Annotated in this window: 16 protein-coding genes and 2 tRNA genes; 7 read left to right on the forward strand and 11 right to left on the reverse strand. The window is 43.7% G+C overall.

Annotated features, from left to right (window positions below; all coding sequences use genetic code 11):
* Positions 1 to 165 precede the first annotated feature (165 nt).
* The 10 genes from bamB to M0N77_RS06735 all read right to left on the reverse strand — a co-directional run bounded on the left by bamB (position 166) and on the right by M0N77_RS06735 (position 12,153).
* The gene (gene bamB, locus M0N77_RS06690) at positions 166 to 1,371 is read right to left on the reverse strand and encodes an outer membrane protein assembly factor BamB (protein ID WP_353104463.1); all 1,206 of its coding nucleotides are present in this window, start codon (positions 1,369 to 1,371) and stop codon (positions 166 to 168) included.
* Positions 1,372 to 1,538: 167 nt separating this feature from the next.
* Positions 1,539 to 2,363 (reverse strand): tetratricopeptide repeat protein, encoded by an 825-nt coding sequence (locus M0N77_RS06695; protein ID WP_353104464.1) that lies wholly within the window; start codon positions 2,361 to 2,363, stop codon positions 1,539 to 1,541.
* A gap of 97 nt (positions 2,364 to 2,460) precedes the next feature.
* Entirely contained in the window at positions 2,461 to 3,756 is a 1,296-nt protein-coding gene (gene hisS, locus M0N77_RS06700; RefSeq protein WP_353104465.1) for a histidine--tRNA ligase, read from the reverse strand.
* Positions 3,757 to 3,890: 134 nt separating this feature from the next.
* Positions 3,891 to 5,006, reverse strand: a complete 1,116-nt coding sequence (ispG, locus tag M0N77_RS06705) for a flavodoxin-dependent (E)-4-hydroxy-3-methylbut-2-enyl-diphosphate synthase (RefSeq protein ID WP_353104466.1) — start codon at positions 5,004 to 5,006, stop codon at positions 3,891 to 3,893.
* A 35-nt stretch (positions 5,007 to 5,041) separates the two neighbouring features.
* A complete protein-coding gene (locus M0N77_RS06710; protein ID WP_353104467.1) occupies positions 5,042 to 5,854 on the reverse strand; it encodes a RodZ domain-containing protein in 813 nt (270 codons plus the stop codon).
* A complete protein-coding gene (gene pilW / locus M0N77_RS06715; protein ID WP_353104468.1) occupies positions 5,851 to 6,768 on the reverse strand; it encodes a type IV pilus biogenesis/stability protein PilW in 918 nt (305 codons plus the stop codon). Before pilW ends, M0N77_RS06710 begins: the two co-directional genes overlap by 4 nt.
* A gap of 227 nt (positions 6,769 to 6,995) precedes the next feature.
* The gene (gene rlmN, locus M0N77_RS06720) at positions 6,996 to 8,222 is read right to left on the reverse strand and encodes a 23S rRNA (adenine(2503)-C(2))-methyltransferase RlmN (RefSeq protein ID WP_353104469.1); all 1,227 of its coding nucleotides are present in this window, start codon (positions 8,220 to 8,222) and stop codon (positions 6,996 to 6,998) included.
* Between the two features lie 414 nt (positions 8,223 to 8,636).
* Positions 8,637 to 9,068 (reverse strand): nucleoside-diphosphate kinase, encoded by a 432-nt coding sequence (gene ndk, locus M0N77_RS06725; protein WP_353104470.1) that lies wholly within the window; start codon positions 9,066 to 9,068, stop codon positions 8,637 to 8,639.
* Between the two features lie 267 nt (positions 9,069 to 9,335).
* Positions 9,336 to 10,625, reverse strand: a complete 1,290-nt coding sequence (locus tag M0N77_RS06730; RefSeq protein ID WP_353104471.1) for an adenylosuccinate synthase — start codon at positions 10,623 to 10,625, stop codon at positions 9,336 to 9,338.
* Between the two features lie 202 nt (positions 10,626 to 10,827).
* Positions 10,828 to 12,153 carry an ATP phosphoribosyltransferase regulatory subunit gene (locus M0N77_RS06735; RefSeq protein WP_371834191.1) on the reverse strand — a complete coding sequence of 442 codons (1,326 nt, stop codon included), beginning with the start codon at positions 12,151 to 12,153 and terminating at the stop codon, positions 10,828 to 10,830.
* 495 nt (positions 12,154 to 12,648) lie between these two features.
* Here M0N77_RS06735 and M0N77_RS06740 point away from each other — a divergent pair, with 495 nt between their 5' ends.
* Together M0N77_RS06740 and corA are read left to right on the forward strand one after the other, a co-directional pair.
* Positions 12,649 to 13,038 (forward strand): DUF2237 domain-containing protein, encoded by a 390-nt coding sequence (locus M0N77_RS06740; RefSeq protein WP_353104472.1) that lies wholly within the window; start codon positions 12,649 to 12,651, stop codon positions 13,036 to 13,038.
* A gap of 41 nt (positions 13,039 to 13,079) precedes the next feature.
* On the forward strand, positions 13,080 to 14,294 hold the full coding sequence (corA, locus tag M0N77_RS06745) for a magnesium/cobalt transporter CorA (RefSeq protein ID WP_353104473.1): 1,215 nt from the start codon (positions 13,080 to 13,082) through the stop codon (positions 14,292 to 14,294).
* 120 nt (positions 14,295 to 14,414) lie between these two features.
* On the opposite strand, the gene folD is transcribed toward corA, so the two are convergent.
* Entirely contained in the window at positions 14,415 to 15,311 is an 897-nt protein-coding gene (gene folD / locus M0N77_RS06750; protein WP_353104474.1) for a bifunctional methylenetetrahydrofolate dehydrogenase/methenyltetrahydrofolate cyclohydrolase FolD, read from the reverse strand.
* Positions 15,312 to 15,646: 335 nt separating this feature from the next.
* Between folD and M0N77_RS06755 the strand changes: the two genes are divergently transcribed.
* The 5 genes from M0N77_RS06755 to M0N77_RS06775 all read left to right on the forward strand — a co-directional run bounded on the left by M0N77_RS06755 (position 15,647) and on the right by M0N77_RS06775 (position 19,516).
* The gene (locus tag M0N77_RS06755) at positions 15,647 to 17,296 is read left to right on the forward strand and encodes a sodium:solute symporter family protein (RefSeq protein WP_353105590.1); all 1,650 of its coding nucleotides are present in this window, start codon (positions 15,647 to 15,649) and stop codon (positions 17,294 to 17,296) included.
* Between the two features lie 105 nt (positions 17,297 to 17,401).
* Complete coding sequence (locus tag M0N77_RS06760; RefSeq protein WP_353104475.1) at positions 17,402 to 17,536, forward strand: putative transporter small subunit; 135 nt, start codon at positions 17,402 to 17,404, stop codon at positions 17,534 to 17,536.
* Between the two features lie 144 nt (positions 17,537 to 17,680).
* Positions 17,681 to 17,754: transfer RNA gene (locus tag M0N77_RS06765), tRNA-Cys, on the forward strand.
* A 148-nt stretch (positions 17,755 to 17,902) separates the two neighbouring features.
* Positions 17,903 to 17,989, forward strand: a tRNA-Leu gene (locus M0N77_RS06770).
* Positions 17,990 to 18,151: 162 nt separating this feature from the next.
* Positions 18,152 to 19,516 (forward strand): integrase arm-type DNA-binding domain-containing protein, encoded by a 1,365-nt coding sequence (locus tag M0N77_RS06775; RefSeq protein WP_353104476.1) that lies wholly within the window; start codon positions 18,152 to 18,154, stop codon positions 19,514 to 19,516.
* Positions 19,517 to 19,528 lie beyond the last annotated feature (12 nt).

Raw genomic sequence — 19,528 nt, forward strand, 5'->3', positions numbered from 1 at the left:
CGCTGAACTGGCAGCGTTTACTAAAGATAAGTCTATTGGTGTCTATTAGTGGTTTTATAGCCGTTACTCAATACAGTAGCTACCTTATATTATAGCGTAAGATAGCTATCGTCTTTATATCGAACCAGTATAATCAAGCCACCTATAGCTAGCGGCTAATGATGGCTAGCGCGGCAGTTGCCAAATGGCCACTTGACCGGCCTTACTTTGAGTCATCAAACGATTACCAACAACTTTTAGGCTACTCAAAGCGCCTTTGGTCTCTACGCGGCTGACGATAGCACCTGAGGCTGGATTGAATAGATGCACCACCCCTTCCAAATCACCAACCGCGATATAATTGCCGATCATCACCGGATTGGTAAGTTGACGATAAGCAAGCTCATCACTCTCCCACAGTATCTCACCAGTGCTACGGTTATAGGCGACGACTTTGCCCTCTAAGCTTGTAGCGATAACTTGCTGGTTATTGACCGCTAACGATTTGAGGCTAGCCAATTCATTGACAAACATCACTTCTCGAGAGGCTAAATCGATACCTAGTAGCTGACCGCTGTAGCTAATAGCAAACAGCTGATTATTATCAACGATAGGCATACCATCGACATCGCTCATGCGCTCAACTTCACTACTACCCGTACCGATACCGATACGGCGTGACCACTGTGGCAAGCCATCATCGACCGTAATAGCATGCAAACGACCATCAGCCGTAGCTAATAGAGCAGTCTTATCATCTAATAATGTTGGCTCAGCGGCGCCGCGCACACTGATCGTGGGCACTCTAGTAGAAAACTGCCAAACCGACTGACCGTTTTGTAGCGATAGACCATGCAAAAAGCCATCAGTCGCTGATAAAATAACGCGGTTGCTAGTAACAAGCGCCGGTGTCAACACCGAAGCGGATAACTGTTTTTGCCAACGCTTAGCACCGGTGGTACTATCAAAAGCTATAACCTGTCCGCTACGAGTACTGACTATGGCCGTCTGACTAAAAGCATCTAAAGCCACGCCGCCGGTGATCTCTTCACCGACATCGAATGACCATAAGCGCTGTCCGGTACTATCAAAGCCGCTTAGATTACCACCGCGACTCGCCACTACTATTTGACCGTTATCGTAGCCTACTTGCAAATCTAGAGGATCTTTTTTGCCCGCTCCCTTACCAGTATCGACACTAAATACAGGCTGAAGCACACTAATAGGCTGTGCAATTTGTACTAGTTTGACAGGATCATTGACCACCGGCTTGATACCACGATTACAGCCTACGGCAGCGGTAGCCATTAACGCTACTACTGCCACCTGCATGACAGTCTTTTTTATAGTACTGTGCTTGGTAGTCTGGCTTGCCTGAACAAATCGGGTCATTATATTCTCACTACAAAATTAACGGTCAATAAATTGGCTGTCGGTCGTTGCCCAGCCATCACTATACTTTGCTACGGGTATAAATATAGATATAAATGATAAAGGTATCAACTACAAAACACCCAAATCTGATAAAACTACAAAAATAAAGAGATTATACGATGACTTTACTGCGCTTGTTGTGCAGCCTCGTTGCTATTGTTAATCTCGCTAACACTAACATCGCTCGTGGCTAATGCTTGAGCGCTGCTCTCAGGACTAGCAGGTTGTTCAATAAGGCTAGTTTGCGCTTCTATAGGTTCAGGATATAGACCTAGGCTCTCCATTTTTAATGCCAACACTGCACGCGGCTCATTACGAGCGCTTAATAATTTCCACGCATTATTATAGGCCTTGATGGCTGCATCATTATTATTTTGCGCTTGATAAATATCGCCCAATAACTCTTGTTGACTGGCTTCAAACGAGCTAGGCAAATCACTTTTGGCTTCAGACAAAGCAGCCTCCACCTCCCCGGCAGCTAGTAATACTTGCGCATAACGTAAACGCGTTATCGCTTTGAGTCCAGCGTCGTCAAGCTCGATAGCTAAAGCCTGTTTTAGGCTATCGGCGGCGGCGGCAAAGTCATCACTATCCGCTTGCAAGCGTGATTTTAGCATTAGCGCCTGCCAAGCATAAATAGACTCGCGATGAGCGCTAACTAAGCTGTCGATATCACTATTGAGCTGAGTACGGCTTGCATCCAGTGCCGTTAATGCCTCAGCTTCTAGATCTGGGTTTTGAGCTGCTAAACTCACTTGTTCATTCAATAACTGGATATCGGCATACTGATCGGCGGCTACCGTATCGACACGCGCATGGTTATTTTGCCAATAAGTCCAACCAAAATAACCCGCTAACGCAAGCAAAATAATCGTCACAATATTGCCGCCGTATTGCTTAAGCGCTTGCATCGAATTGTCTGAATTTGGCGAACTAGGATTCAAAGCCATGGGTAATTACCTGATTGAGATTTATAATGAATGCTTATTTTATAACGCTACAAGCATTACCCCCAAAAGGGGAACGCTTTATTTAGGCTCGCTGGTTTTATGACGATTTGATTGAAAAGTTAGCGGCATCTAACAGCCATTCTTGAGCAGCGGTAGTTTGCTCACCTGTCTGCATGTTTTTAATGCTAACAGTATGATCCTCAAGCTCTTGCTGAGCCAAAATAACCGTCAATGCCGCGCCTGATTTGTCCGCCTTTTTCATTTGTGCTTTTAGGCTAGTGGCACTCGCCATCTTAATACGCAGATCAGGACGCTTATAACGAAGGTTTTGAGCATAAGCCATACCCGCGCCATAGACATCCGGATGCGCTACTACAAATACATCACAAGCTGAGGTTTGCTCAAAAGGCGCGACGGCTTCGATAAGCAATAATAAGCGCTCAAGACCCATAGCAAAACCAACCGCTGGCTCAGACTTCACCGGTTTATCGTTATCTGCGCCGATAGATTTTAATTGACCAATAAGACCATCATAGCGGCCACCGGCACAAACCGTAGCTTGGCTACCAAGCTTATCGGTCACCCATTCAAATACGGTTTTGTTATAATAATCAAGGCCCCGTACTAGATGTGGGTTGATCTCAAAATCGATGCCCAATGCTGTCAAATACGCTTGTACTTGCTCAAAGTGCGCGACACTCTCCTCACCCAAAAAATCAGCAAGTTTAGGAGCATCAGCAAGCAGCGCTTGTGTGCTAGCTTCTTTACTATCTAAAATACGTAAAGGGTTTGTCGTTAAGCGGCGCTTGCTATCTTCATCAAGCTCTTCTTGCTTATCGGTCAAATAGCTAACTAGCGCCTCGCGATAAGCCTGACGCTCATCAAGCTCGCCTAAGCTATTAAGCTGTAAGCGCATCTCATCTTTGAGATTAAGCTGTTGCCACATCAGGTGGGTCATAGCAATCAGCTCAGCATCAGCATCAGGTAGCGGGCTACCAAAGCTCTCAACGCCTAATTGATGAAACTGACGATAGCGACCTTTTTGTGGACGCTCATAGCGAAACATCGGCCCCATGTACCACACTTTGGGCGTATCACCGCGCAGTAGATTATGCTCGATAACCGCCCTTACCGCTCCTGCAGTACCTTCAGGGCGCAGCGTTAAAGGCGTTGGTGGCTCTGACTTATCGGCAAAGCTATACATCTCTTTTTCAACAATGTCGGTCGCACCGCCAATAGCACGGGCAAATAGATCGGTCTGCTCAACGATAGGTAAGCGTATATGCTCATAACCGTAGCGACCCAAAATATTAGCTAATACTGCCTCCAATTGCAGCCACTGCGCTGACTGGCTTGGCAAGATATCATTAAACCCTTTAATAGCTTTGATCATGGTACGCTTCTATCCTCAAACTTTAAGACGGTTATTTATAAAGGTGATTTTTATGCTAAGCACTCTGGCAAATAAGTCTTGCCAATATTATTTTAATAACGACACTGTTTAGTTAACGACTGTTTTATTAACAACTATCTAACTCGAATGATTTCATTCTCACGTGATTTGGCTAATTCTTCAGCGTGAGCGCGCACCATCTGCTCAATCTCATCCACTAAATTATCGGTATCGATTAGATGACTCTTCTCGCCCATTCGATAAACTAACGATTTAGGAGACGCACCAACGATACCGATATCGGCTTCTTTAGCCTCACCTGGACCATTTACTTTACAACCAATAACCGACAAATTCATTGGTTCACGTAGATCCTCTAAACGCGACTCTAAAGCCGTCATCACTTTAATAACGTCAAACTCTTGACGCGAGCAGCTAGGACAAGCGATGAAGTTTACGCCATTGGAGCGAATATTGAGTGATTTTAGAATATCAAAACCGATCTTAATCTCCTCTTCCGGCTCAGCGGCCAAAGAGATGCGAATAGTATCACCAATACCATCAAGCAACAAACCGCCTAAAGCAATAGCAGATTTGACCGCGCCCGTGCGATAAACGCCCGCTTCTGTCACTCCTAAATGCAAGGGATTATCAATCTGCGCCGATATCAAGCGATAAGCATCTAAGGTCAAAAATACGTTACTGGCTTTGACGGATACTTTGTATTGATCAAAATTAAGCCGATCTAAAATATCGATATGACGCATTGCAGATTCGAGCATCGCCTCGCCCGTGGGCTCAGTATATTTGCGCTGAATATCTTTTTCTAAAGATCCAGCATTAACGCCGATACGAATAGGAATATTGTAATCACGGGCACAGGCTACTACTTCACGAACCTTAGCATCACTACCAATATTACCTGGGTTAATACGCAGACAATCAGCACCAGCCGCCGCTACTGCTAAGGCAATTTTATGATCAAAATGCACATCAGCAATAAGCGGTACGCTGACCAATTTACGAATCTCGCCAAAAGCTTTTACCGTATCCATAGTTGGAGTAGAGACGCGCATCAAGTCCGCACCCGCTTCTACGCAGCGCTCGATTTGGGCGACGGTGGCGGCCACATCACAAGTATCGGTATTGGTCATACTCTGCACACTGATCGGCGCATCGCCACCAACGGCCACATCACCTACATATATTTTTTTAGTAACACGGCGATGAATAGGCGTTGACGTTGACATACAAAATCCTTTACATAAGTAAAAATATTAAAAGTTTATGGCGCAAGCTCAAATATAGCGCGATTGCCTGCTGAGTACTGATCAAGAGCTACAGTTTGTTGATTGAGGACTAAGCTGACATTATCAACATCATCAATTTGGATACTAAATGGCGGTGTCCCTATTAGCGTATAGTTGCCTTTGGTCTGCTCACCATTCATCAAACTATTGCCCGAGGCGTCTGTGATATCGACATCGACTGCATCGGTAAGTTTAACCTCTAAAGTAGCACTACTTTGCACTTCACCGCCTAAATTAATTGCTGAACCAGAAGCCCCAACGCCGTCATTTTCTGTAATGATTGCCGCGCCTTGCGCTTGTTCAATGGAGCTAATATCCTCTGCTACCGGCGTGGTTTCATCTACGTCTTGACTGGCATTACTCACCATACGAAACAAAAATACCGCTAGGATAATCAGCGCAATCACGCCAAATATCAACAAAGGGTTGAAGCGAATACGACTGGTCGTATCACGCTGCAAAGTACCCATAGGTCGCAGTAGCGACTCAGCATTCGTAGCTGAACGCGCTTTTAGCTCATTGGGATAAGCCATATCAAAAGCATTAGCAACGCTATTGGGATCTAGCTGTAAGTATTTGGCATAATTAATAGCAAAACCGCGAGCAAAAGCCACTTGTGGTAATTCGGCAAAATTTTCGTTTTCAAGCGCCTCAAGGTGACGCTTGAGAATAAAAAGCTCAGCTGCCGCAGTCTCAATACTGACCTGTTTCTCTTTACGGGCTTGCTGCAACATGGCACCAAATGATTTTTGCGCATTAAGTTGGGTATTTAGTGATGGTTCGGTCATTGCCATGGTGCCTCTGGATTGTTTAGCCAAATCTTAAGTTGTTTTGCCTCGATGCTTAATGGATAAGCGGATAATAACTGACGCGATAATTGCTGGCGCTGTTTGATATCGTTTTGTGCAGCGGCTAGTTTGATACCTTGTAACATCAAACGCGGACTGACTCCCTGCCCCTGTACCAATATTAAAGTTTCATCGTACAAGCGCTGGGCTTGCTGTACACGATTTTGTTCTAGTAATAAATCAACCAGTTCGATATGAGCGATTAAACTATTGCGATTGCCCTCTAAGGCACGCAAAAAAGCCTTAGCGGCAGCGGCATTATCGCCTAGTTGCAAATAAGTGCGACCTAGGTTTTCAAGAGCACCAATACGGCCCTCATAACCTAATGCAGAACCGGCAATCTCAAACTGCGCGGCCGCCTCGCTATAGCGTTTCATCTGTGATAAATAAACGCCATAGTTATTACGAGCTTGCTCAAAGTCCGCGTCCAGGGCGATCGCCTTTTTGAAATATTCATCCGCTTTTTCAAGATTAAGGCGGCTACCCTCTTGCTGTAATAAAACGCCCATCATATCATAGGCGGGCGCATATCGGCTATTGGCAGCAAAAGCTTTTTCGAGTTGGCGCTGCGCAGCATCAAGCTCGTTTTTACGAATATACTGCGCTGCAAGTGAGGTTCTGACTCGGGCCACTTCTTGTTTATCGCTCTTTTTATTACTATTTTCGCTATTTGGACTTTGATAACGAGTACTGCCCGTCAAATCAGGGTTAGTAGTACTTTGACAGGCTGTTAATAGTAAAACTATCAAGCTACTTGCTATAACCAATCGCTGGTTTATGAGCAGCTTATTAGTTATAGACTGTCTTTTTTTCATAGACAAATATCTCAATTTACTAGTATTAGCGTCATTCATAGCATCCAAATCCTTGGTTTTACTAGCACCAGCATTTATGACACAGGGCGAGTTAAAAAGGCTTTAGTGTAATGGATTTAGCGGCATTAAGTACAGTTAAGTTGCGACTTAGTCTTACTTGATCTCTCTAGATAACGATATAACCGTTTTCAAAAGCTAAAACTTTCTATCAGTATGTTAATCAGATTTCTAAAATATCTCTAATTTTGCTTAGGCTATTATTGTATCTAAGCCTTATCTTTAAAAGGGCTGTCCTTGATAATCACCTTCTGGGCGCTTCTATCTTTGATACTTTGCTGCCATTTAGCTGAGCGGCGCGTACGATCAGCCACTTGCCCTACTAGCTGACCACAAGCGGCATCGATATCATCACCGCGCGTTTGACGGATAGTACAGACAAAACCGGCCTGACTTAAGATATCACTAAAGGCATGGATGCGGTTGTTGCTTGATTTGCCATAATCTGCGTGCGGAAAAGGGTTGAAGGGAATCAAGTTAATTTTGCTAGGCAAATCGCCTAGTAGCGCCACCAATTGACGAGCATGGACATCGCTATCGTTAACACCATCGAGCATCACATACTCAATAGTGACGTGCTTTTTGTGACGCGGATTGATATCGAACACGTAGTTTCTGGCAGCTGCCATCAGCTCGCTTAAAGGATACTTTTTATTAATAGGTACTAGCTCATCGCGCAGCTCATCATTAGGCGCATGCAAAGAGATCGCGAGCGCCACATCGATATCTTTGGCCAGCTGATACATCTTAGGCACTACCCCTGAGGTCGATAACGTCACGCGGCGCTTAGATAAGCCGTACGCATGATCGCTTAGCATCAGCTGCATCGAGCTGACCACAGGCTCATAGTTCAGTAGCGGCTCGCCCATACCCATCATCACCACGTTAGTGACTTTATTTTCCCACAAGCTATGATCAACATGGGCTAAACTGTCATTGTCATCACTCATATAAGAAGCGTTAGCGACCCATAATTGACCTAAAATCTCAGCAGCGGTTAAGTCGCGCTCAAAGCCTTGTTTGCCCGTACTACAAAAACTGCAATCAAGCGCGCAGCCCACTTGCGAGGAGATACAAAGTGTCTTACGGCCATCGATCTTACTATCATCAGCTGGAATAAGCACCGTCTCAACTAAGGAGCCGCCGGTGACTTCAAACACCCATTTGCGCGTGCCATCATCGCTATATTGACGATGAACGACTTTAGGCGCAGTGACACAAGCATTAGCTGACAACTTATCACGTAAGCCTTTACTAAGGTTGGTCATCTGCTCAAAATCAGTGACGCCGTGCTGATAAATCCACTTAATGACTTGGGTCGCCCGAAAAGGCTTCTCGCCGATACTTTTGAAATAATCGCTAAGCTGCGACTGTGTCATGCCTAATAAATTGGTTTTAAGAGGAGCTGACGGATTAGACGTTTGATGCACTGACATAATAAATAACCTTGTTGCATAAGCTAAAACAGCAATGCAGTATTGTGAAGCATGAGCAATCCGCTATGAGCGCGGTCATCATCAATAGCAATCAATTTTATGGATCAAAAACTAAAGCATTGATAAAAAGGTGCTGATAAGGGATTGATAACGCTATTAATTTTAAATACTTAGGGTGAGCTATTTTAAACTAAATTATCGCTAATTATAAAGCAATAATGAATATTAGGCTAACGACTGCCTATTTCAACCATCCACTGCTAGCGCTATATTTACACTTTATAGCACAAACGGCTTACACCCCATAGAGTATAAGCCGTTTGGCGCTACTATTGATAAGCTTGTACCGCTTAGCTAAACGACGTCCAATAGCAACGCCCCTACCCTGATAAATACTAAACCGTTTGGGTAGTATTAACGAGTACGAGTAGTAATTTCGTTATCATCGAAGAAGTAGCTGATTTCGCGCTGAGCTGATTCAGCAGAATCTGAACCATGAACGGCGTTTTCATCAATGCTGCTAGCAAAATCTGCACGGATAGTTCCTTCAGCCGCTTCCTTTGGGTTGGTTGCGCCCATGATTTCACGATGCTTAGCAATAGCGTTTTCGCCCTCTAGTACTGATACTAGTACTGGACCTGACATCATGAATGATTTTAGATCGTTGTAGAATGGACGCTCAGCGTGCTCAGCGTAAAAACCACCCGCTTTTTCGTCATCAAGCTGTAGCATTTTTGCCGCAACAATTTTTAGACCATTTTTCTCAAAACGGCTGTAGATCTCGCCGATATTATTGTTACCAACCGCATCAGGTTTGATGATAGATAAAGTACGTTCGTTAGCCATGAAAAGCTCCTAATAAATAGTGAAGTAAATAAAATAAGGCGTCAAAATATGACTGCCTTATGCTTAGCAAATAAGTGCTGCCTATTATAATGATTAAGACTATAAATGATAGGGTTAATTTAGGGCTGTGCCTTGCAAAACCGTAAATATTATTACAGTCCATAAAGAAAAATCCCAGTGTCTTAACATATTAAGGCACTGGGATTTAGTTATATTATTTTTATGATTTACGCATCATACGGATCACTTATGCGTCATACGGATCACTTATGCATCATACGGATCACGCAGCACGATAGTCTCTTCACGATCAGGACCGGTTGAGATAATATCGACTGGGCAATTGATCAGCTCTTCGATACGCTTGATATAAATCTTGGCATTTTCTGGCAAATCATCATAGTTTGTGATACCAACGGTAGACTCGCTCCACCCTTGTAGCGTCTCATATTTTGGCGTTACTGACTCATAAAACTCAGCATCATGAGCGCCTGCACACTCTGTCTCTGGCAGATTATAACCGACACCGATAAGTAGCTCTTCTAGACCATCTAATACGTCAAGCTTTGTTAAGCAAATACCAGATAATGAGTTGAGCACCACCGCGCGGCGTAATGCTTCAGCATCGAACCAACCACAGCGACGAGCACGACCAGTCGTTGCGCCAAACTCATGACCGACTTTAGCCAAATGCGCGCCAACATCGTCAAATAATTCTGTTGGAAACGGACCACTACCGACGCGCGTGGTGTAGGCTTTAGTGATACCTAATACATAATCTAAGTATAATGGGCCAATACCAGTACCCGTAGACACCCCGCCTGCGGTAACACTTGAGCTGGTCACAAACGGATAAGTACCATGATCGATATCTAGAAGCGTACCTTGCGCGCCTTCAAACATCAAATTCTTGCCAGCCAAACGCAATTGGTTCAGCTCTTCGGTGACATCACAAACCATACCAGTGATCTCCGCCTTCCACTGTTGGCAAAGCTGATAAGTCTCATCAAAATCGATGGCATCTACTTTATAATACTGAGTCAATTGGAAGTTGTGGTATTCGATAAGGTTACGTAGTTTCTCTTCTAGATCATCACGGAACAGATCGGCTAATTTGATAGCACGGCGGGCGACTTTATCTTCATAGGCGGGGCCAATACCGCGGCCCGTCGTACCGATTTTACCGCTACCACGCTTGGCTTCACGCGCTTGGTCTAGTGCCACGTGATAAGGCATAATCAGCGGGCAATTTGGTGAGATACGTAGACGCTCACGGACGGGCACATCATTGTCCTCAAGCTCTTTCATCTCTTTGAGCAGTGCATCAGGAGCTAGCACTACCCCATTACCGATAAAGCAAGTCACGCCTTCACGCAAAATGCCAGACGGGATCAAATGTAGTACGGTGGTTTTGCCGTCAACGACTAGCGTATGTCCCGCATTGTGGCCGCCTTGAAAACGCGCAACGGCTGAAGCTTTTTCGGTAAGCAAATCGACGATTTTACCTTTACCCTCATCGCCCCATTGGCTCCCTAAAACTACGACATTCTTACCCATGATAGATCCTTACAATAATGTATTTAAATAATTTGATAAAACGCTTATCAAACAAAAAGCGAAACTAAAAGTCATACTAAAGCTTTTAGCTGAAAATTAAACGATAAAATTAAAATGCTTTGAAAAACTTCTTAATCAATATTCTTTAATCAATGTTTTATTCTGCTAACTCTCTGTGCTTAAACTCTAATACTATTAAAAGTTAGATAGTAGATAATTGCCACTGCTCATCGATGAGACTGAGACGATGAGTGACCCCAGCTGGACTATCCTCAATATTTAACGGCACCGTGACCCGATAACCTTGCTGACGGTATTGATCAATTTGTTGTTGCAACGCCTGATTTTGATTATCATCAGCATCTGTCATAGCACTATAATCGACAATCACTACTGGCGCGCTTGCAAGCTCGATATGCGCAAGCAGACGACTGATATCCATACTAAAACCAGTAGCAGCACGTGGCGGCTGGTTTTGGATTAATTGGCTATCTTGACTTTGCATGCCATCAAAACGGCCACCACGCACTAGCGGCTGAGTCTCACTATTGATATAGCCATTAAAGACAATACCGGTATGATAATGATAGCCTGAAAGCTCCGTGATATCGATGCTAACCTGACACTGCCACTGCTGCTGTAAGTGAGTAGCCAAACGCTGTAATTCATCAGCGGCGGTAGCGATTTGCTTATCTTGCTTAGCGCTAGCTGAGAGCTTAGCTAATAAGCTATCCATGTTGTGACCAAAACGCGCTAAAGCATAAAAGTCCTCACCCATTGGTAGGGTTTGGCTAATGCGTTTGAGCTCAGGCAAATTCTTATTAGCGTATAAATTCATCAGCTGATCGGTATCACTATCAGAGAGCTTAGCCAATTGCGCTAAGCGCTTAAATATCGCGACGTGACCCAAATCAATATGCAAACTAGCTTTGAGCTTTAGACCATTGACCATAGTAAATAGTACATCTATTAGCTCAATATCTGCCTTTAGATCATCACAGCCAAAGATCTCAGCCCCTAACTGTAGCGGCGTGCGTGAGCCAAACAGCCCTGAAGGCAGGGTATGAATCACGTGACCGGCATAACAATAACGCGCCACGCCCTCGCCGTGCTGAGCATCAATACGCAAGATTTGCGGCGTTATATCAGCACGCAAGCCCATCAAGCGACCGGTGAGCTGATCGATAATCTTAAAGGTCTGACGCTTAAGATCTTCTGAGGCGTCACTCAATAAGGACTCGGTATACTCAATAAGCGGCGGACAAACCAGCTTATAACCATGAGTAATAAGCTGCTGAGTGAGCTGATGACGAAGCACCTCTTGTTTTTGTGCCTCCTCAAATAAGACATCAGCGACCCCATCCGGTAGTAACCAATTATTAGCGACTTCGGCAGCATAATTACTCAAAAAAGGCAGGGTATTACTCATCGCTTGCTGATTATTTTTATTATTATTATGCTGCTGAGTAGCGACTGGGGCTTCAGCAGAGGCTTGAGCAAAACTAGTAGAATCAGAACTGACAGACACAATAAATCCTTGTTTGGCTTATCGCACAAACGCGACAGATAAGTTACATTGACACAAATGTTATGAGCGCTTTATATTTTTAGCACGCCTTATTATTAACCTAATTATGATAAAGCCGCTCGGCTTTGTAAATAACAGGTCTGCTATAATAGGTAGTTTTAACTATGGTATTTTAATAACGAATAGATTGGAATGATAAAAGCTATTTTTGTACAACAAAATCATCTTTGTACAATAAAAACAATGCTCTAAAAACAACTGACATGCAAATCCCAGCTTTTAAACGTACTAACGCAAAAGGCTCACGGCACTGAATTTATAGCTTGAGCTTTTAGTTTATCATAGCCGCCAACATTCGACTAGTCACAATTGTGGTTAATGACCGGCGGTTATTCTACTAATTGACATTATCTCACGCGCTGATTTAGCTTATGCCAACCTGCTATACCCATGTTACACTAGCGCATATTTTTTGAGAAGTTTTTGAGAGTTACTATGTCGACTAATTATCATCCAAATCCTGCTATCAACCAAACTAACGTCTTAGGGACAGCGCTTGCTAGCTGCTGCTTTGACCCTATCACTGGCTACTATCGCAACGGCTTTTGTCATACTGGCAATCAAGATGTCGGACAGCATACGGTTTGCGCCAAAATGACAAGTGAGTTTTTGAATTTCTCAGCCAGTCGCGGCAATGATTTAATCACCCCTCTACCTGAGTATAATTTTGCTGGCTTAAAACCGGGCGATTATTGGTGTATTTGTGCGCTGCGCTGGGTGGAGGCGCTTGATTTCGATATTGCGCCGATGATTAAGTTAGAGGCCTGTCACGAGAGCTTATTAACTCTAGTCGATATCGAAACGCTAAAGCGTTATGCCTTATAGAGCCTTTAGAGCTTTATACCTTATAAAGACAAGGAGGGTATATGGATCGCGATGAAGACCTACTAGTCAAGACCACCACTCGTATTACCGCTGATACCAATATCGACAACCTCTATGCCAACAATGAGGAGGAGCGCTCGTACTTGGTCGATGATGACAGTTACATCTATGGTGATGCTGAGGCTACCGTCGAAGATACTATAGAGACTATGACCGTCTACGATCCTGAGGCTGAGCGTTACGAAGAGATTGAGCCCTTTAGCGCTGATGAGGTAGTCAATTGCTATGCTTATTCGCGTAAAACAGGCGAACAGCTCGACGAGGTAAAATTAGGCGATGTCAGTAAAGCGCTGACTAATAATAATAAGTTTATTTGGCTAGGACTTTATGAGCCAAGCTTGCAAACTATGGCTAAGGTGCAAAGCGCTTTTGATCTGCATGAGCTGGCCATTGAAGATGCTTTTAACGATTATCAACGCGCTAAAGTTGAGAACTATGACAATGACACTATCTTTGTGGTTATTCGTACTGCAAAGCTTGAGGACAATGTCATTCGTTATGGCACTACTGCTGTCTTTATGGGTAAAAACTATCTGATTACTATTCGTAACGGCCCTTCAAACTCTTATGCCCCAGTTCGTGATCATTGCCGTCGTCGCCCTGAAAAGCTGCGTATGGGGCCCATCTTTGTACTACACGCCATTCTTGATTTTATCGTTGATAACTATATGCCTGTGACCGATCGTTTAGGCAATTATCTGCGTGAGCAAGAGCGCAATATTTTTACTTACGAATTTAATAAAACCACGCTGCGTAACTTGTATGAGCTAAAATCACAGCTGGTACATATGCGCGCGGTGATTTTGCCCGTACAAGACATCTGTAGCTTTTTTATTAATCACAAAAAGAGTGATTTAGTCGCCTCATTTTCTCAAGCGGCACGGCCTTATTTTAGAGATGTCAACGACCATTTGCTACATTCACTAGACGCTATTAACGGTCTAAATGAGATGTTAAGTGTGGTCATGAATACTTATATGGCTATGGTCAATATGGGACAGAATGAGGTGGTCAGAAAGCTTGCCGCTTGGGCAGGTATTTTGGCAGTACCTACGGCGATAGCAGGTATCTATGGCATGAACTTTGACTTTATGCCAGAGCTGCATTGGCAGTACTCTTACTTAGTCATCATGGCAATCATCATCTCACTTTGCGGATTTTTATATTACAACTTTAAGCGTTTAGGCTGGTTGTAGTGCTTAATTAATGTTCTTGAAAGGTCTAACGTTAAGAAATAACCCCGATAAGTGTATGCAACTTACCGGGGTTATTTTATGAGATGAATCTTTATTACCAAATAGAAGTAACGACTGTTTTTACAAGCCCGCCGCCTTTTCCGCTGCCTCAACCGTTTGGCGAATAAGCGTATTGATTGTCATCGGTCCCACGCCGCCCGGTACTGGCGTATAAGCACTAGCGATACTTTCAATACCCGTCAGCTCTATATCACCGACGCCGCCATTATCCGTAGGATGGAAGCCTGCATCGACGACTACTGCGCCTTGTTTGATCCAATCGGCTTTAATGAGCTCAGGCACGCCTACTGCCCCGACGACAATATCAGCGCGCTCAATGTGAGCTTGTAGATCTTCGGTTTTTGAGTGGCAAATCGTTACGGTACAGTTGGCATTGAGCAGCATCATGGCCATAGGCTTTCCTAAGATTGGACTACGACCAACGACGACCGCCTGCTTACCCGATAGCTCAATACCGTAATGCTCTAGCAGATGCATGATGCCCTGCGGCGTACAAGAGCCGAAAGCTGTCTCCCCCATACTCATGCGTCCAAAGCCCAAACAAGTCACGCCATCGACATCTTTTGCCAGATCAATTTGCTCAAAGCAAGCGCGTTCGTCAATGTGGCTTGGCACCGGATGCTGGAGCAAAATACCATGTACATCTGGATTACTATTGAGCTCATCAATCTTAGCTTTTAGCTGCTCGGTGGTGGTCTCAGATGCCATCTCAACTTTGATAGAGTCCATACCCACGCGTGTGCAAGCGTTGCCCTTCATACGTACATAAGTCGCTGAAGCTGGATCAGCACCAACCAAAATTGTCGCAAGGCTTGGCGTACGCCCGGTCTTATTTTTGATGGCCGCTACCCTTTGGCTTAGTGATTGCTCTATCTGTTTGGCAAGCGCCTTACCGTCCAAAACAGTAGCAGAATTTTGTTCCGTTGACGACTCGTTGATGTTTGACGAACTAGACATGATAACTCCAAGAATTTGACAATAAACATAGAGGGATTGGCTATGATTTTACGCGTGATATTGTACCTCTGTTGCCTACAAAAACCCAGCTATTGAGCTTTATTAAAATAAAACTCTTTACATTTTTTAGTTATTGGCGAGCCTTTTATTACTGTTTTTATAGCATCTACCTTCTTGCTATGACTAATAGTTTACTGCGGTGTCATTAGATTTGAAGTTACATCTGTGTTAGGTTATTAACACAAAATTAATATTTAAGGTTATAAAGCTTAATATTCTTTTATTTTCAATCACATTTATGATTATAGTTAGGTGTAAACTTGCAAAATGAGACATTGTTTCAGTTTTCAGCGTTAACCGTTATTTTATTACTTTTAGCTTTTTATGGAGGGACTTACCTTCTATCGTTATTAATCAAAAAAGACAAGGAGTCGACCACAGGTTTTATGGTAGCCGGTCATGGCGTAGGCTTTGGTATGGGCGCGGCTAGTATGACGGCCACTTGGATTTGGGCGGCCTCTTTTTATGCTGCGGCAACCTCCGTTTATAAATACGGTATATCCGGTCCGATTCATTACGGCTTTTGGGGCGCACTGATGATTTTATTCATCTACCCCTTTGGGATGCGCTTTCGCGAACTGGCTCCAAACGGTCACACTTTAGGCGAGCTGATACACGCCCGCCATGGCTCATCAAGCCAATTGATTTTAGCCATATCTAATATTATGGGCAGCTTAATTAGCTTGATGGTCAATTTTACCGCTGCAGGTGCTTTAGTATCGGTATTATCGCCTTTGTCTTTTCAGACTGGGGTACTTATCGCTGGTATCGGTGTATTGAGTTATACCTTAACCTCCGGCTTCAGGGCTTCGGTGTTTACCGACTTTGCTCAGCTTGTCGCCTTAATGGCTATCGGCGTGGTCATTATTCCAGCGGTATTATTCTCTATGGGTGGTCCTGAAGTGATGGTCAGCGAGCTGTCTAATTTAACCTTAGAGCAGCAAGATATCTTTTCATCAGAAGCCTTCTTAAATCAAGGCGCGCCTTTCTTTGTCGCGGTGTTAGCTTACGCTATTGGTAATCAGACCATTACCCAGCGCTTGTTCGCTATCGATAAAACCAAAATCAAAGCCACCTTTGTCACCGCTACCGTCGGTTATGCTGGTATCGTCATCGGCCTCGGTATGATTGGCCTTATGGCCTTAACTATCGGTATTGAGCCGTTAAATGGTGATATGAATAATCTAATCCCGCAAATGGTCAGTAGTTATTTGCACCCCATCTTTATTGCGTTATTCTTTATCTTAGTGATTGGTTCCTTATCCTCCACTGCTGACTCAGACTTATCAGCGCTATCAACCATTATGATGGCTGATGTCTACGGCAAAAACATCGCCAAAAAAGGCCAAGCAAAACCAAAAACCATGATGCTTGTTGGTCGCGGCACTATGATTGTCGCTACAGTTGCTGGCCTAATTTTTGCTAGCTTCAAGCTTGATATCTTGGTCATGTTAGTATTCGTTGGTGCTTTATGGGGCGCGGTAGTGTTCCCTGTCATTGCTAGTGTGTTCTGGGATCGCGTAACTAATGCCGCGTTTACCTCAGCGGTTATTGTCGCCTTAATATTCTTCTGTATCGCCCGTTTTGAGCTGATCCCTATCACCGGTATTAGTGCATTATTCTTCGAAACTATGGCCAGCGTTGGCGCGGCAGTGGTGATTGGCCTGATGGTCTTTGGCTTTTTGGGTCGCAAGGCTGGCATGGGCGCAGCCCTTATTACTTTAATTTTGATGTTGATATTTGCCACTGGCTTCTTACGTGATTATATGGTGCTGGTCGCCTCGTTAACTGCTTATGGCGTCAGTGCTATCGTTTGTACATTAGTGAGTCTCATGAGCAATGAGCGCTTCGAATTTGACTTGATCAAACAGCGCGTTGGCGACTACGATAAAAAAGCCAAACTACCGCAACCTTCAAAATCTTAATGAAATACTTTTTATAAAAATAGTAGTAGTTAAATTTTTGATAGATAGCGATTGGCAACTATTGTGCTAAGCGTTATCTATTTATAAGCCTCGAAAGGAGACAATATGGACAACACTTTTATCTATGGACTTTATATCCTAATATGGCCAGCTATTACCTTAGCCGTACTAGTATTGATTTGTACTGCGACCTATCGTGATATCAAAAAAGCCAAACGCAATAATAAGGATATTGTCTAACTAAGCTTTATCACGCTAACTAATTGTAATAGCTAGGTTAATTTATTATCGTTAGCAAAAGGATAATTATGATTAGCAAATAAGATTAATTTAGTCAAAAAATAGCTTGTAATTTAAATTAATTTTGCTAATATAGTGACCCTTGGCTGGGTAGCACAGTGGTTATGCAGCGGATTGCAAATCCGTAGACGCCGGTTCGATTCCGACCCCAGCCTCCAGTTTTTAGCTTTACTATTTATCGCATTATTTATAAAAATCACGTCAATTTTGACTTGCATTATTAAGATAACCGATTATAATAGCGAGCACTTATCTAGTAACTAGACGGTCTATCAGCTAGCTTACATATTGGATAAAATAAGTTTTGCCCGGGTGGTGAAATTGGTAGACACAAGGGATTTAAAATCCCTCGCTCTAACGAGCGTGCCGGTTCAAGTCCGGCTCCGGGTACCATTACATAGTTCTATGCTATCTCATAGAGTAGCCAAAGCCCCTGATATCAGGGGCTTTGCTGTATCTGACGTCCTATACTGTCTTTTAATATCTATCCCAATCCATGCATCTGATGTACACTACTATGTACACTGACTTTTAAATGTACATTGGGTGGCAGTCATGGGAATACGCAAGCCAATCAGCTCTGATCGCAGCATCAGCAGTCACAAGGCCGAAGACAAAGAATATCTGGTCTCTGTAAGAAACTACCCCATGCTGTATCTCATGGTCAGACCTAACGGCACTAAGTCTTGGGTTTATCGCTACCTGTCTCCTACTCACTCAAAAAATAAACGTATATCGCTTGGCGTGTATCCAAACGTCTCGTTCGCTCGTGCCTGTGAAATCTGGCGTGACTATGAAGAGCTACTAAGTCGTAATATTGATCCTAAAAATCACCGTGAAGAATTAAAGAATAGTATTATTAGTAAAACTAAAAACTCATTTAATCATTTTGCTTGGGAGTACTTTGATAGTTTAGAGCAGACTCAAAAAGGTAATACGTTAATTCGTAAGAAAGGTCGCTTGGAGCTAATATGCTCATATATTGGTGATCAGCCTATCAGTGAAATCGACTCACCTAGAATGCTTGAAGTGCTTTTAGACATCCAAGCTAAGTCATTAAACAAAGCTGGCAAGCCCACAGATAAGGCGGAGCGCTGTGCTGGTATTGCTAGTGATGTTTTTATCTATGCTGGGGCACGAGGCTTCTGTACGAGTGATCCTGCGGCGCTCATTAAAAGCCAGTTAGCTAAGTCAAGTTACGGTCATCGTCCTGCGGTTACTAAACCGAAGGACTTGGCTAAATTACTTAAAGCTATCGAGACAATAGAAGGTGATCCAAACACTATCAACTCTCTTAGGCTATTATCGTTACTGTTCGTGCGTAATGGAGATCTCAGGCGCATGCGCTGGGCTGACGTCGACTTAGATGTTGGTAGGTGGACATTAAAGCCGCTCAAAGGACAAGGCAAGGTAAACATGGTTAAGGACATGGTCGTGCCCCTACCTCGTCAGGCAGTGGCTATCTTACGCGCGCAGCAGCAAATCAATGGTCATACTAAATTCGTCTTCTACAGTGAGACGGCAAAAAAGCATCAGATCATCTCTGATGCGACAGCGAATAAGCGTTTAAAAGATTTGGGCTACAAAGACATTCATTGTGCTCACGGCTTTAGAGCGACAGCGAAAACCATCCTACAAGAGCATTTAAAGTATCCTCTCGTGCTTGTTGAGATGGCTTTGGGACATACAACCAAAGATCCTAATGGCACCGCCTATGGTCGATTTGAGTACATTGATGATCGTAGTGATATGATGCAGAAGTGGGCTGATTATTTAGATGCTTTGCGAGAAGGCAGAGATACAGCAGAATTTAAAGCAGATGCGCAATCCAAAACTGACTCTACCGCGCAGCTCCAAGCATTGATTGATCAGCTGGGAGAGGATAAAGTAATGGAACTTCTTAAGAAGGAAGAGGCATAGTCTTTCAGCTAA

The organism is Psychrobacter sp. AH5 (genome assembly GCF_040371085.1).
Classification (GTDB): domain Bacteria; phylum Pseudomonadota; class Gammaproteobacteria; order Pseudomonadales; family Moraxellaceae; genus Psychrobacter.